9 protein-coding genes, 1 tRNA gene and 2 rRNA genes are annotated in these 14476 nt (G+C 63.5%); 4 read left to right on the plus strand and 8 right to left on the minus strand.

What is annotated here, in order from left to right; all coding sequences use genetic code 11:
- Window positions 1-107: 107 nt before the first annotated feature.
- Window positions 108-1595 carry a P-loop NTPase family protein gene (locus ACZZY9_RS07195; protein WP_463463575.1) on the minus strand — a complete coding sequence of 496 codons (1488 nt, stop codon included), beginning with the start codon at window positions 1593-1595 and terminating at the stop codon, window positions 108-110.
- Window positions 1596-1659: 64 nt separating this feature from the next.
- On the opposite strand from ACZZY9_RS07195, the gene ACZZY9_RS07200 reads away from it, so the two are divergent.
- Window positions 1660-2250: a GNAT family N-acetyltransferase gene (locus tag ACZZY9_RS07200; protein WP_463463576.1), complete on the plus strand. Its 591-nt coding sequence runs from the start codon at window positions 1660-1662 to the stop codon at window positions 2248-2250.
- A gap of 138 nt (window positions 2251-2388) precedes the next feature.
- On the opposite strand, the gene ACZZY9_RS07205 is transcribed toward ACZZY9_RS07200, so the two are convergent.
- Window positions 2389-3891, minus strand: a complete 1503-nt coding sequence (locus ACZZY9_RS07205) for a catalase (protein WP_463463577.1) — start codon at window positions 3889-3891, stop codon at window positions 2389-2391.
- A gap of 63 nt (window positions 3892-3954) precedes the next feature.
- Entirely contained in the window at window positions 3955-4425 is a 471-nt protein-coding gene (locus ACZZY9_RS07210) for a Fur family transcriptional regulator (protein ID WP_192060866.1), read from the minus strand.
- A 389-nt stretch (window positions 4426-4814) separates the two neighbouring features.
- Between ACZZY9_RS07210 and purS the strand changes: the two genes are divergently transcribed.
- Genes purS through purL form a run of 3 tightly spaced genes read left to right on the plus strand, consistent with a single transcriptional unit; the run spans window position 4815 to window position 8124 of the window.
- Window positions 4815-5087, plus strand: coding sequence for a phosphoribosylformylglycinamidine synthase subunit PurS (gene purS, locus ACZZY9_RS07215; protein ID WP_192060867.1), 273 nt, complete (start codon window positions 4815-4817; stop codon window positions 5085-5087).
- The gene (purQ, locus tag ACZZY9_RS07220) at window positions 5087-5782 is read left to right on the plus strand and encodes a phosphoribosylformylglycinamidine synthase subunit PurQ (protein ID WP_463463578.1); all 696 of its coding nucleotides are present in this window, start codon (window positions 5087-5089) and stop codon (window positions 5780-5782) included. Before purS ends, purQ begins: the two co-directional genes overlap by 1 nt.
- A complete protein-coding gene (purL, locus tag ACZZY9_RS07225; RefSeq protein ID WP_463463579.1) occupies window positions 5779-8124 on the plus strand; it encodes a phosphoribosylformylglycinamidine synthase subunit PurL in 2346 nt (781 codons plus the stop codon). Before purQ ends, purL begins: the two co-directional genes overlap by 4 nt.
- A gap of 294 nt (window positions 8125-8418) precedes the next feature.
- On the opposite strand, the gene ACZZY9_RS07230 is transcribed toward purL, so the two are convergent.
- The 5 genes from ACZZY9_RS07230 to ACZZY9_RS07250 form a co-directional block, all read right to left on the minus strand.
- A tRNA-Gln gene (locus ACZZY9_RS07230) sits at window positions 8419-8490 on the minus strand.
- A 52-nt stretch (window positions 8491-8542) separates the two neighbouring features.
- Window positions 8543-9472: an NAD(P)/FAD-dependent oxidoreductase gene (locus tag ACZZY9_RS07235; RefSeq protein ID WP_463463580.1), complete on the minus strand. Its 930-nt coding sequence runs from the start codon at window positions 9470-9472 to the stop codon at window positions 8543-8545.
- Window positions 9473-9474: 2 nt separating this feature from the next.
- A complete protein-coding gene (gene gltX, locus ACZZY9_RS07240; RefSeq protein ID WP_463463581.1) occupies window positions 9475-10965 on the minus strand; it encodes a glutamate--tRNA ligase in 1491 nt (496 codons plus the stop codon).
- 96 nt (window positions 10966-11061) lie between these two features.
- A 5S ribosomal RNA gene (gene rrf / locus ACZZY9_RS07245) occupies window positions 11062-11178 on the minus strand.
- A gap of 174 nt (window positions 11179-11352) precedes the next feature.
- Window positions 11353-14476, minus strand: a 23S ribosomal RNA gene (locus ACZZY9_RS07250).

Genomic DNA, 14476 nt, shown 5'->3' on the forward strand with positions numbered 1-14476 from the left:
ACATGACCTTAGTCAAGCATGAAGCCACAGGGCGAGGCGGATTTTGCGGCTCCGGACAGAGCCTCAAGTTATCCGGCGAGCTGCGTCGGCATGGCTGTGCACTCTCATTATTCGCTCGCTTGAACCCAACCAAGTTCGCGAGCGTAATTCTTTAGCTTATCCAGGCAATACTTCGCCACCGTTGACCGGTTCGCAGTGGTCAAAAAATCGCCTCCGCGGTATGTAAATTCAATGCAATGAGCGCCCGACCCATCTACAATTGATAAGTCTGGTATAAGTGACGGCAAAAAGGGTAGTCCAGACTCAGATGCAAATATGGCCGCATGTGGCTCACCAAGTGTTGGGTATTCGAGCGCCTGCCGAAAAGCAGCATTTAGCGCTTTATCCTTGGCGCCACCGAATCCAACTTCACTTGCATAAACACTGAAGGCGACACCGGCCTCCCGGGCAGGATTTCCTCGAGTCTCATTTACGGACCGCGTTTCGCCCGCAAGTCTTCTGCCAAGGTCACTACGCGCCAGGTAACTCGCGATGTCTGATGGACTTCTCGGGGAAATTCCAAGGTCGCTAAGAGCAAGTTGGGAACTTTCCGGACCATACTTTCGAATGACCGCTAGGGACAGAGTCGGCGACACGGAAAGTACATGCGCGTCCAACGCCACGATGGTTTGCACCAACAACCCACGGTGCCCAGCCCACCATCTTCCGGTGACGGTCCCACTACATGCCTCGATGAGCGCACCCGGATCCAACATGCCGAAGCGCTTACTGGATGTCAAGGTCGACAAAACACCGTGACCTGAAGTCTCGCTGAGGAAGCCAATAGTTAACGCGAGAGGCTTGACCGTGGAGCGCCGAATATCAGACTTCTGCTTATTAAAGTCCTTAGCTATCTGACGCAGATAGTCACCCATTGAATTAAAATTAGAAGGCGTATATTGATTGAGATCCACAAGATCTTCGAGAGAGTCAACATCGTTGGCCAAAAATAAAACTTGCTCTGCGAGGTGCGGCCAGGCATCACGCGGCGGACCTTCTACGGCCAATGGAATATCGATGGGTACTGCACCAGCGACGCGCTTGTAAGACGACGCAAGGTTGTCAGCGATTTCCCTGTCCGTCTCAGGCCAAATTATCAATGCGCGCCGCCCTTGCTCACTTCGCAAGAACCTCTTCATCGCTCCGAGCTCGGCCTGGTCAGCCGGATTACCCTCGCGGTCATCGACGTTGATGGGAATAACCCGTTGCTCATCGGCCGGAAGCTTTGCTCGATGGAATGCTTCCAATGCCGACGACAAGGACTCTGACGTAATTTCTCCTTTGTATGTCAGCGTCTCCGTGAATTGAGTCCGAGAAAAGATTCCGACATTCTCCGCAAGGGTCGTTTTGCCAGTTCCCGGCTCGCCAAATAGGGGCATAAACAACCCCTCACCCATAGATGAGATTGCTTCTCCGCTGTCCTCAATGGCGTGCACAGTAGTCTCAGTCGGAGGATGCAAAAGTCTGACAACTTCCGGCCCAATTTGCCGAGCAAGTATCTCGTACCGCGAGGGAAGGCTTAGGCTCTTTAGATAGTCCGTTGCAAGAATGGCCACTCGACGACTTTAGCGGAGGACAAGGCTTTCTGACCATTCGCCTACAAGCCGTTACGTTCTTCCTATGCCATCTATCGTCAGCGAACCAGCCAGCATCTTCAGCACCGTCGCCGAGGGCGACCTCACGCTCGACGACCACGAGGCCATCGCATCGCTGCTCGCCCGAGCGTTCCCGAGCTACGACCACTGGTACCTCGGAGCCCGCAGCTGGGCGGGCATGCAACCCGAGCGCCGTGTCGTCGCACGGCTCGGCGACGTGGTCGTGGCGCACGCCGGAGTCCGCCGCCAGTTCGTCACCGTCGGCACGACCGACCTGCTCGTCGCCGCCGTGGGCATGGTCGCCGTCTCGCCCGACGTGCAGAACACGGGGCTCGGTGCCGAGCTCCTGCGGCACGTCGACGGCGTGCTGACCGATCTGCGCGTCCGCTTCGGCGTGCTCGAGTCGGGCGAGGGAGTACAGGGCTTCTACCGTTCGGCCGGGTGGCGCCCGCTCGAGCACGCCGGCGAACCGATCACCGGTCACTACACGGCGTTCAGCGCCGATGGCGCGGGCGTGCTCGTCACGCAGCAGGAGGGCTGGCTCGCCCGCGAGGGCACCTCGACCCTGGCGGAGTGGCCCGAGGGCGACCTGCACTGGAACGGGCAGATGGTCTGACCCGCCCTCGGGGAGTCACGACCCGCCGCCGGCTCGCGCGCCCCCCGGCGCGTCGTGACCCCTCGACCCGGCAGACGGAAGGAGGCGCGGTTCCTGCAGAACAGGAACCGCGCCTCCTTTAGGCACCAGACCGATCGATCAGACGGTGACGCCGACCGTCGCCGGGTCCTCGTTCGAGCCGGGGGCCTCCGGCTCGACGCCCTTGCGGACGCGGAGACCGAGTGTCGGGTCGACGTTCGTCCAGTACTCGTAGACGCGCTCGCGCAGCTCGGGGCGGGTCACCTTCGAGACGTGACCGACGATGTTGGCGACGAGACGGTCGCGCTGCTCGTCGTCCATGACCTCGCGCACCAGCGTGCCGGCCTGCCCGAAGTCGTCGTCCTCGGCGTGGAGAGTCGCGGCCGAGCGCTGCAGCTCGCCATCGCTCTCCCAGCCGCCCGTGTCACCGGCGACCTGCGGGTCGGCGTGCGCGCCGCCCAGCGAGTTGGGTGCGTACACGGGCACTTCGGCCTTCTGGAAGTCGAACCGCGCCGCACCGTCTTTCGAGTACGAGTGCACGGGCGACTTCGGCGCGTTGACCGGCAGCTGCGCGTGGTTGGTGCCCACACGGTAGCGGTGCGCGTCGGCGTAGCTGAAGATGCGGGCGAGCAGCATCTTGTCGGGGCTCGCGGCGATCCCGGGCACGAAGTTCGAGGGGGCGAACGCCGCCTGCTCGATCTGCGCGAAGTAGTTCTCGGGGTTGCGGTTGAGCTCCATCGAGCCGACCTCGATCAGCGGGTAGTCGGCGTGCGGCCAGACCTTGGTGAGGTCGAACGGGTTGAAGCGGTAGGTCGCCGCGTCTTCGTAGGGCATGACCTGCACGGAGAGGGTCCAGGTCGGGAACTCCTCGCGCTCGATCGCGGCCGAGAGATCGCGGATGTGGAAGTCGGCGTCTTCGCCCGCGATGCGGTCGGCGTCGGCCTGCTCGAGGATCTTGATGCCCTGGTCGCTCTTGAAGTGGTACTTGACCCAGAAGCGCTCGCCCTCGGCGTTGATCCACTGGTAGGTGTGCGACCCGAAGCCGTCCATGTTGCGCCACGAGGCGGGCAGGCCCCGGTCGCCCATCAGCCAGGTCACCTGGTGTGCCGACTCGGGCGAGAGGGTCCAGAAGTCCCACTGCATGTCGTGGTCGCGCAGGTGCGTGCCGGGCAGTCGCTTCTGCGAACGGATGAAGTCGGGGAACTTGATGCCGTCGCGGATGAAGAACACGGGTGTGTTGTTGCCGACGAGGTCGTAGTTGCCCTCGGTCGTGTAGAACTTCAGCGAGAACCCGCGGGGGTCGCGCCAGGTGTCGGGGCTGCCCTGCTCGCCGGCGACGGTCGAGAAGCGCGCGAGCATCTCGGTCTCGACGCCGGGCTGGAACAGCGCCGCCCGCGTGTACTTCGAGACGTCGCCGGTGGTCGTGAAGGTGCCGAAGGCTCCGCCGCCCTTGGCGTGCACGACGCGCTCGGGGACTCGCTCGCGGTTGAACTGGGCGAGCTTCTCGACCAGGTAGTGGTCGTGCAGCGCGATCGCGCCGTCGGCGCCGACGCTCTGCGAGTGCTCGTCGCTCGCGACGGGTGCGCCTGAGTTGGTGGTGGTGACGCGTTTCTCGTCGGTCATCTTCTCATCCTGTCTTTCGGTGTCGTTCAGATCGGAATGTCGTGGGGGCCCGGGAGGCGCGGGTCAGTCGGTCAGGACGGGGTCGACCTCGAGCGGCTGGTCGAGCTCGGCGGCGCGGCACTCGGGGCAGATGCCCCAGAACGTGACCTCGGCCGTCTGGACGAAGAAGCCGGCGTCGTTCGACGGCGAGAGGCACGGTGCGTGCCCGACGACGCAGTCGACGTCGGCGATGTCGCCGCAGGTGCTGCAGACCACGTGGTGGTGGTTGTCTCCGGTGCGCAGCTCGTACAGCGCCGGCGAGCCGGCGGGTTCGATGCGGCGGACGAGCCCGACGCCGGTCAACGCGTTGAGGACGCCGTAGACGGCCTGGAGCGAGGTGCCGGGGAGGCGCGGCGCCACCGCTGCGAACAGGGCGTCGGCAGGAGCGTGGGCGCGCCCCTCGAGTGCCGCGAGCACCGCGAGGCGGGGCTCGGTGACGCGCAGACCGGCGCCGCGGAGGGCGTCTCGGGTGGCATCGTCGGCGATCGTCGTCATGGCTTCCAGTAAAGCACTCTTTTGATCTGTTCAAAAACAGATGAGCATCACTCGGAGCGTCATCACAGCCCGGGAGAGGGGTGACGCCCGGCCGATGGGGGGATTCGACCGGGCGTCCTACGGCGTCGGGCGGATCAGGAGCCCTCGACCGGGATGAGCGGAAGGAGACCCGATCACGAGGCCTTGTTCCTCACCGCTGAGATCATCCTGCGGCCGGAACCGATGACGACGCTGGGAGCACGCTCGCATTCCGCTGAGGATCGAGCATCGAGACGACCCCTCCCCGGTCTCTCCGCAGTCCCCAGGAGGCGCTGGTCGCCACCGGCCCGCGCCTCCTGCTGCCGTAGACTCGTCGCGTCCACCCGCTGACGTCTCCGCAGGAGTAAAACGTGCCCACAATCGTCGTCGAGGTCATGCCCAAGGCTGAACTGCTCGACCCCCAGGGCAAGGCCGTCGCCGGCGCCCTGGCCCGTCTCGGACAGAAGCAGCTGACCGATGTCCGCATCGGCAAGCGCTTCGAGGTCACCGTCGAGGGCGAGGTGACCGACGGCGTGCTCGCCGACGTGCGCCGCCTGGCCGACGACATGTTCTCGAACTCCGTCATCGAGGACGTCGTGTCGATCACCGTCGTCGACTCCGCCGACGCCCCCGCCGCCGTCTGATGCGCGTCGGCGTCGTCACCTTCCCCGGCTCCCTCGACGACCGCGACGCGCAGCGCGCGGTCCGCCTCGCCGGCGGCGAACCCGTCGCCCTCTGGCACGGCGACCACGACCTCCAGGGGGTCGACGCGATCATCCTCCCCGGCGGCTTCAGCTACGGCGACTACCTGCGCGCGGGCGCCATCGCCTCCTTCTCGCCGATCATGACCGAGGTCGTCGACGCGGCGAACAAGGGCGTGCCCGTGCTCGGCATCTGCAACGGCTTCCAGATGCTGGCGGAGGCGCGGCTCATCCCCGGCGCGCACACCCGCAACGCGCACCAGCAGTTCATCCGCCGCGACCAGCGCCTCCGCGTCGAGAACGCCCGCACCGACTGGACGAACGGCTTCACCGAGGGGCAGGAGATCACGATCCCCCTCAAGAACGCCGACGGCCGGTTCATCGCCGACGCCGAGACCATCAAGCGCATCGAGGGCGAGGGGCAGGTCGCCTTCCGCTATCTCGACGTCAACCCCAACGGGTCGATGGACGACATCGCGGGCGTCACCAACGCGCGCGGCAACGTGGTCGGCCTCATGCCCCACCCCGAGCACGCGACCGAGCCGGGGTTCGGGCCCGACATGCCCGACGCGATGTCGAGCGGCATCGACGGTCTCACCTTCTTCACGTCCGTCATCGAGAGGGCCCTCGCCAGATGAGCATCGACAGCAAGAGCACGGCGGAGCAGATCGACGTCCGCCCCGAGGGCCACGTGCCCGACACCGTGGCGAACGCCGCGGCGACCCCCGACAGAGAGCAGCCCTACGGCGCGCTCGGCCTCAAGGCCGACGAGTACGCGTCGATCCGCGAGATCCTCGGTCGTCGCCCCACGAGCGGCGAGCTCGCCATGTACTCGGTGATGTGGAGCGAGCACTGCTCGTACAAGTCGAGCAAGATCTACCTCCGGCAGTTCGGCCAGAAGGTCACGCCCGCCATGAAGAAGGACCTCATGGTCGGCATGGGCGAGAACGCCGGCGTCGTCGACGTAGGAGGCGGTTGGGCCGTGACCTTCAAGGTCGAGTCCCACAATCACCCCAGCTACATCGAGCCCTTCCAGGGCGCCGCGACCGGAGTCGGCGGAATCGTCCGCGACATCATCTCCATGGGGGCCCGACCCGTCGCCGTGATGGACCAGCTCCGTTTCGGTGCGATCGACGCGCCCGACACGGCTCGCGTCGTGGATGGCGTCGTCGGCGGCATCAGCTTCTACGCGAACTGCCTCGGTCTGCCCAACATCGGCGGCGAGACCTACTTCGACGCCGTCTACCAGGGCAACCCCCTCGTCAACGCCCTCGCGGTCGGCGTCCTGCGTCATGAGGACCTGCACCTGGCGAACGCCCGCGGCGTGGGCAACAAGGTCGTGCTCTTCGGTGCCCGCACGGGCGGCGACGGCATCGGCGGAGCCTCCATCCTCGCCTCCGACACGTTCTCGTCGGGCGGCCCGACCAAGCGGCCGGCCGTCCAGGTGGGCGACCCGTTCGCCGAGAAGGTGCTCATCGAGTGCTGCCTCGAGCTGTTCCGCGACGAGCTGGTCGAGGGCATCCAGGACCTCGGCGCCGCCGGCATCAGCTGCGCCACGTCCGAGCTCGCCTCCAACGGCGACGGCGGCATGTTCATCGAGCTCGACAAGGTGCTGCTGCGCGACCCGTCGCTGACCGCCGAGGAGATCCTGATGAGCGAGAGCCAGGAGCGCATGATGGCCGTCGTCGAGCCGTCGAAGCTCGAGGCGTTCCTCGCCGTCACGGCCAAGTGGGACGTCGAGACGAGCGTCCTCGGCGAGGTCACCGACACCGGCCGACTGGTGATCGACTGGCACGGCGAGGAGATCGTCAACGTCGAGCCGCGCACCGTCGCGGTCGACGGCCCGGTCTACGAGCGACCCGTCGCGTACCCGACCTGGATCGACGCCCTGCAGGCGGACTCCGCCTCGGCGCTCCCCCGCCCCACGGGCAACAGCGTGCTGCGCGAGCAGTTCCTCGAACTTCTCGGTTCGGCGAACCTCTCGGACAAGAGCTGGGTCACCAACCAGTACGACACCTACGTGCTCGGCAACACGGCCCTGAGCTTCCCCGACGACGGCGGCATGATCCGCGTCGACGAAGAGAGCGGCCTCGGCTTCGCCATCGCCACCGACGCCAACGGCCGGTACTGCCAGCTCGATCCCAAGCAGGGTGCTCGCCTGGCCCTGGCCGAGGCTTACCGCAACGTCGCCGTCACCGGGGCGGTGCCGGCAGCCGTGACGGACTGCCTGAACTTCGGCAGCCCCGAGAACCCCGAGGTCATGTGGCAGTTCTCGCAGACCGTCGAGGGCCTCGCCGACGGGTGCCTCGAACTCGAGATCCCCGTCACCGGCGGCAACGTCTCGTTCTACAACCAGACCGGCACCGTGCCGATCCACCCGACGCCGGTCGTGGGCGTGCTCGGCGTCATCCAGGACGTCGCGAAGCGCGTCCCGTCCGGCTGGCAGGACGAAGGCGACAACATCTACCTGCTCGGCACCACGGCGCTCGAGCTCGACGGCTCGGCATGGGCCGGTGTGATCCACGATCACCTCGGCGGTCGTCCGCCCGCGGTCGACCTCGACGCCGAGAAGCAGCTCGCGCAGCTGCTCGCCGCAGGGGCCGACCAGTCGCTGCTCGCCGCCGCGCACGACCTCAGCGACGGCGGCCTCGCACAGGCCCTGGCGGAGTCCGTCCTGCGGTTCGGCGTCGGTGCGCGGGTCTGGCTCGGCGAACTGCTCGAGCGCGACGGCATCGACGCGGCCACGGCGCTCTTCAGCGAGTCGACCGGCCGAGTGATCGTGTCGGTGCCCCGCGAGGACGACGTGCGGTTCCGTGGTCTCTGCGAAGGTCGCGGCTACCCCGTGGCCCGCATCGGAGTCACCGACGGCGCGTCGGAGTCGCTCGAGATCCAGGATGTCTTCACGGTCTCGCTCGACGAGCTGCGACGCACCCACCGCGCGACGCTCCCCGCGCGCTTCGGAGCGACCATCCCGCAGTAGCGGTCATGCGCGACACGACGGACGCCCTCGCCTTCTCGGCGGGGGCGTCCTTCGTGTGCGTCGGGCCCATCGCGCGGACCACGTTCCACGCTGGTCAGAAGACGGCTCTCCCAGCCGCACGAAGGGCCACAACCGACCACCCCGACCCGCGCCCAGACGAGTGCTCCACGCTGTTCAGAAGGCGGCCCCACGGCACACACGACGGACCACGACCGACCACCCTGAACCGCGCCTCCTGGGCTGGCGGGGGGACGCAGAAAGGCCCCGACCAACAGGTCGGGGCCCTTCTCGAAGCTGGGGTACCTGGACTCGAACCAAGAACAACTGAACCAGAATCAGTCGTGTTGCCAATTACACCATACCCCAATGATGACGCATGTCAGTGCTACATCATTCGGCTCAAACTCGAACCGAGAACCTACTGTACAGCATCTCCGAGGCCCCGTGCGACACCGATCAGATCGCGGTTGACGACGGCGGCTACCGACGCCCCCGAGCCCGCTGCAACGATCAACTGCTGCGGCCCCGGGGCCGTCGACTCCCCCGCGGCGTAGAGGCCGTCGACGGTCGTGCGGCCGTGCGCATCGACGACGAGCAGGCCGTCCGAGTCGAGCATCGCCCCGGTGGCGGCGACGTACTCGAGCGCACCAGACCACGTCGGTCGGACGAAACCGCCGGTCCGCTCGATTCGGGTGCCGTCTTCGAGCACGACGGCGCGCATCCCATCGCGGTCCGCATCGATCGATGCGACCCGACGCCGCTCGACGGTCACCCCGCGTGCACCTAGGTCCGTCTCCTCACCCGGCGTGACGACGTCCGCCCCGTTGGTGAAGACGACCAGGTCCGCCGACCACTGCAGCAGTAGATGCGCCCGTTCGGCGAGGTCGGGGTGCTCGCCGATCACAGCCAGGGGCTGATCGCGTTTGTCGTACCCGTCGCATTCGATGCAGCTGTGGATGAACGTGCCGTAGAACGCCTTCAGGCCGTCGATCTCGGGCAGGGTCTCGTGCAGCCCGGTCGCGACGACCACGACCGCTGCGGTCGCGCTGCTGGTGCGCCCACGGAAATCGCAGTCGATCTCGAAGCCGCCGTCGACGACCGACACCGACGTGGCCATCGTCATCCGGTGTTCGGCACCCTCGTATCGGAGGAACTCGTCGCGGCCGAGCTTGCGCAGCTCGAGAGGCGAGATGCCGTCGCGAGTGAGGTACCCGTGAGACAGCAGCGTCGCGGAGTTGCGCGGCCGGTTGCCGTCGATCAGCAGCACGCGACGGCGGGCGCGGGCGAGGTTCAGAGCGGCGCTGAGCCCGGCTGGCCCGCCCCCGATCACCGCGACTTCGTACTCCATGCTCATGAGCGTGCTGCGAGCCTCTCGAGACGGGCCATCGTCGACTCGCGACCGAGGATCTCCATCGACTCGAACAGCGGAGGGCTCACCCGTCGACCGGACAACGCGACGCGCAGCGGTCCGAAGGCCACGCGCGGCTTGAGCCCCAGCCCGTCGACGAGCGCCCCCTTGAGCGCCTCCTGGATGTCGGTGTGATTCCACGACGTCAGCCCCTGCAGAGCCTCCGAGGAGGCGCGCAGCACCTGGACATGCCCCTCCGGCAACGAGGCGATCGCGTCCTCTTCGTAGACGAGATCCTCATCGCTCGTGAAGAGGAACGACAGCATGCCACGGGCCTCGCCGAGCAGAGTCATGCGTTCTTGGACGAGCGGAGCCGCCTCGCTGAGCACTCGACGCTCCGACTCGGTGATCGGATCAGAGACGACACCCTCGAGATAGGGCAGAAGACGGTCGACGAAGTCCTCGGCCTCGAGACGGCGGATGTGGTCTCCGTTGATCGACTCAGCCTTCTTGAGGTCGAATCGTGCGGGATTTGGATTGACGTCGACGACATCGAAGGCCTCGACCATCTCGTCGATCGAGAAGACATCGCGATCGTGCGTCAGCGACCAGCCGAGCAGAGCGAGGTAGTTGACCAGGCCCTCCGGGACGAAGCCACGGTCGCGGTGGTGGAAGAGGTTGGCCTCGGGGTCGCGCTTCGACAGCTTCTTGTTCTTGTCCCCCATGACGTAAGGGAGGTGCCCGAAGCGCGGCACGAAGGTGGTGATGCCCAACTCGACGAGCGCTTCATACAGAGCGATCTGCCGGGGTGTCGACGAGAGGAGGTCCTCACCGCGGAGCACATGCGTGATGCCCATCAGCGCGTCGTCGAGGGGATTGACGAAGGTGTAGAGAGGAACGCCGTTGGGCCGGACCACGACGAAGTCGGTGAACGAGCCGGCCGGGAACGTGATCTCCCCACGGACCAGATCGTCGAAGCTGAGGTCGCGGTCGGGGACTCGTAGTCGGAGCGCCGGCTGACGACCCTCGGCACGGAATGCCGCACGCTGCTCGTCGGTGAGCTCACGCTCGAAGTTGTCGTAGCCCTGCTTGGGATCACGACCATTGGCGATGTTCCGCGCCTCGATCTCCTCGCCCGTCGCGAAGCTCTCGTAGAGGAGTCCGCGCTCGAGCAGCTGATCGATGACACCCTGATAGATGTCGTGACGCTGCGACTGCCTGTACGGCCCGTGCGGACCGCCGACGTCGACACCCTCGTCCCAGTCGATCTTGAGCCAACGGAGACCGTCGAGGATCTGCTCGTAGCTCTCTTCGCTGTCACGGGCCGCGTCGGTGTCTTCGATCCGGAAGACGAGCTTGCCGCCGGTGTGACGTGCGTAGGCCCAGTTGAACAGGGCCGTCCGGATCAGGCCGACGTGAGGCGTGCCAGTGGGCGAGGGGCAGAACCGGACGCGCACATCAGTGCCGGTCGCGGTGGAGAAGGGAGCAGACATCGAGGACGATCTTACCGCTTCGCCCCCGACTGCCGGAGGCGCGTTAAACGCAGAAAGCCCCTTCCGAAGAAGGGGCTCTCTGATCTTTCAAAAGGAGTCCGGCGGTGTCCTACTCTCCCACAAGGTCCCCCTTGCAGTACCATCGGCGCTGAGAGTCTTAGCTTCCGGGTTCGGAATGTAACCGGGCGTTTCCCTCTCGCTATGGCCGCCGAAACATTTACCACACACAGGCCCTGAGGCCAGCGGTGAAGTCTGTTTCAGACCATGCACCCACCCCCACCCCGAAGGATGACGGCAGACGACTGTCTGTTCAATTGTTCCCGACCGTATTTCGGGAACCACATAGTGGACGCAAGCAGCTTTCCCCCACCTCTACAGGGAGGGAGTGTTGTCAAGTTATCGGCTTATTAGTACCGGTCAGCTCCATGGGTCGTTAGTCCCCACTTCCACATCCGGCCTATCAACCCAGTAGTCTAGCTGGGAGCCTCTCACCCCGAAGGGTATGGAAATCTCATCTCGAAGCCGGCTTCCCGCTTAGATGCTTTCAGCGGTTATCCGTTCCGAACGTAGCTAATCAGCGGTGCTCTTGGCAGAACAACTGACACACCAGAGGTTCGTCCATCCCGGTCCTCTCGTACTAGGGATAGATCTTCTCAAATTTCCTGCGCGCGCAGCGGATAGGGACCGAACTGTCTCACGACGTTCTAAACCCAGCTCGCGTACCGCTTTAATGGGCGAACAGCCCAACCCTTGGGACCTACTCCAGCCCCAGGATGCGACGAGCCGACATCGAGGTGCCAAACCATGCCGTCGATATGGACTCTTGGGCAAGATCAGCCTGTTATCCCCGAGGTACCTTTTATCCGTTGAGCGACAGCGCTTCCACAAGCCACTGCCGGATCACTAGTCCCGACTTTCGTCCCTGCTCGACTTGTCAGTCTCACAGTCAAGCTCCCTTGTGCACTTACACTCGACACCTGATTGCCAACCAGGTTGAGGGAACCTTTGGGCGCCTCCGTTACTTTTTGGGAGGCAACCGCCCCAGTTAAACTACCCACCAGGCACTGTCCCAGAACCGGATCACGGTTCGTAGTTAGATATCCAAAGTGACCAGAGTGGTATTTCAACAATGACTCCACCTGAACTAGCGTCCAAGCTTCACAGTCTCCCACCTATCCTACACAAGCCACTCCGAACACCAATACCAAGCTGTAGTAAAGGTCACGGGGTCTTTCCGTCCTGCTGCGCGTAACGAGCATCTTTACTCGTAGTGCAATTTCGCCGAGTTCGCGGTTGAGACAGCTGGGAAGTCGTTACGCCATTCGTGCAGGTCGGAACTTACCCGACAAGGAATTTCGCTACCTTAGGATGGTTATAGTTACCACCGCCGTTTACTGGGGCTTAAATTCTGAGCTTCGCTTGCGCTAACCCTTCCTCTTAACCTTCCAGCACCGGGCAGGCGTCAGTCCGTATACATCGTCTTGCGACTTAGCACGGACCTGTGTTTTTAGTAAACAGTCGCTTCCCACTGGTCTCTGCGGCCTTTCCCGCTCCGGGAGTAAATCCCATCACGGTTCCGGCCCCCCTTCTCCCGAAGTTACGGGGGCATTTTGCCGAGTTCCTTAACCACGATTCTCTCGATCTCCTTGGTATTCTCTACCTGACCACCTGAGTCGGTTTGGGGTACGGGCGGCTTGAACCTCACGTCGATGCTTTTCTCGGCAGCATAGGATCACTGATTTCCCCCATACGGGGTACGCATCGGATCTCAGGCGCATTGACGACGGATTTGCCTATCGTCAGCCCTACATCCTTACACCAGGTTCACCTTACGGATACCATCGCCTGGCTCAGCTACCTTCCTGCGTCACACCTGTTAATACGTTAACCGCACCAGCATGGGGTCGAGCGTTAGACCGGCCGGCATCACCCCGAAGGGATCCACTCAGCCGGGTTAGGACTCTTAGCACCACTGGATTAGCTTGGGCGGTTCTTCGCCGGTACGGGAATATCAACCCGTTGTCCATCGACTACGCCTGTCGGCCTCGCCTTAGGTCCCGACTTACCCAGGGCGGATTAACCTGGCCCTGGAACCCTTGGTCTTTCGGAGGACGGGTTTCTCACCCGTCTTTCGCTACTCATGCCTGCATTCTCACTCGTGTGGCCTCCACGGCTGGTTTACACCGCCGCTTCACTGGCCACACGACGCTCTCCTACCACTCCGTACGACTGAACCACGAAGGCTTGTCTATAATACGAAATCTACAACTTCGGTGGTGTGCTTGAGCCCCGTTACATTGTCGGCGCGGAATCACTTGACCAGTGAGCTATTACGCACTCTTTCAAGGGTGGCTGCTTCTAAGCCAACCTCCTGGTTGTCTATGCAACTCCACATCCTTTCCCACTTAGCACACGCTTAGGGACCTTAGTTGGTAGTCTGGGTTGTTTCCCTCTCGACGATGAAGCTTATCCCCCACCGTCTCACTGCTGCGCTCTCACTTACCGGCATTCGGAGTTTGGCTGACGTCAGTAAGCTTTTGGGCCCCATCGGCCATCCAGTAGCTCTACCTCCGGCAAGAAACACGCAACGCTGCACCTAAATGCATTTCGGAGAGAACCAGCTATCACGAAGTTTGATTGGCCTTTCACCCCTATCCACAGCTCATCCCCTCCATTTTCAACTGAAGTGGGTTCGGTCCTCCACGACGTCTTACCGTCGCTTCAACCTGGCCATGGATAGATCACTTCGCTTCGGGTCTAGGACATGCGACTGTATCGCCCTATTAAGACTCGCTTTCGCTACGGCTACCCCACACGGGTTAACCTCGCCACATATCGCTAACTCGCAGGCTCATTCTTCAAAAGGCACGCTGTCACCCCTACAAGGAGGCTCCAACGGTTTGTAAGCAAACGGTTTCAGGTACTATTTCACTCCCCTCCCGGGGTACTTTTCACCTTTCCCTCACGGTACTTGTCCGCTATCGGTCATCTGGGAGTATTTAGGCTTATCAGGTGGTCCTGACAGATTCACACGGGATTTCTCGGGCCCCGTGCTACTTGGGATCCCCATTCAGCCAGCGCCAGCATTTCGGCTACGGGGTTCGCACCCTCTATGACCAGCCATTCAAAGCTGTTCGCCTATACTGCGCTGTAACTGCTCCTGTCCGGCAGAACAGGACAACGGGTCCCACAACCCCGACCATGCAACGACCGCCGTCTATCACACATGACCGGTTTAGCCTCTTCCGATTTCGCTCGCCACTACTGACGGAATCACTGTTGTTTTCTCTTCCTGTGGGTACTGAGATGTTTCACTTCCCCACGTTCCCTCTACCCGCCCTATATATTCAGGCGGGAGTCACCAGGTCAAAATGCCTGGCGGGGTTTCCCCATTCGGAAATCCTCGGATCAGGGCTCGATTATCAGCTCCCCGAGGCTTATCGCAGATTTCTACGTCCTTCTTCGGCTCCAGATGCCAAGGCATCCACCGTTTGCTCTTAGAAACTTGACC

This window comes from Frigoribacterium sp. AC394, assembly GCF_979258095.1.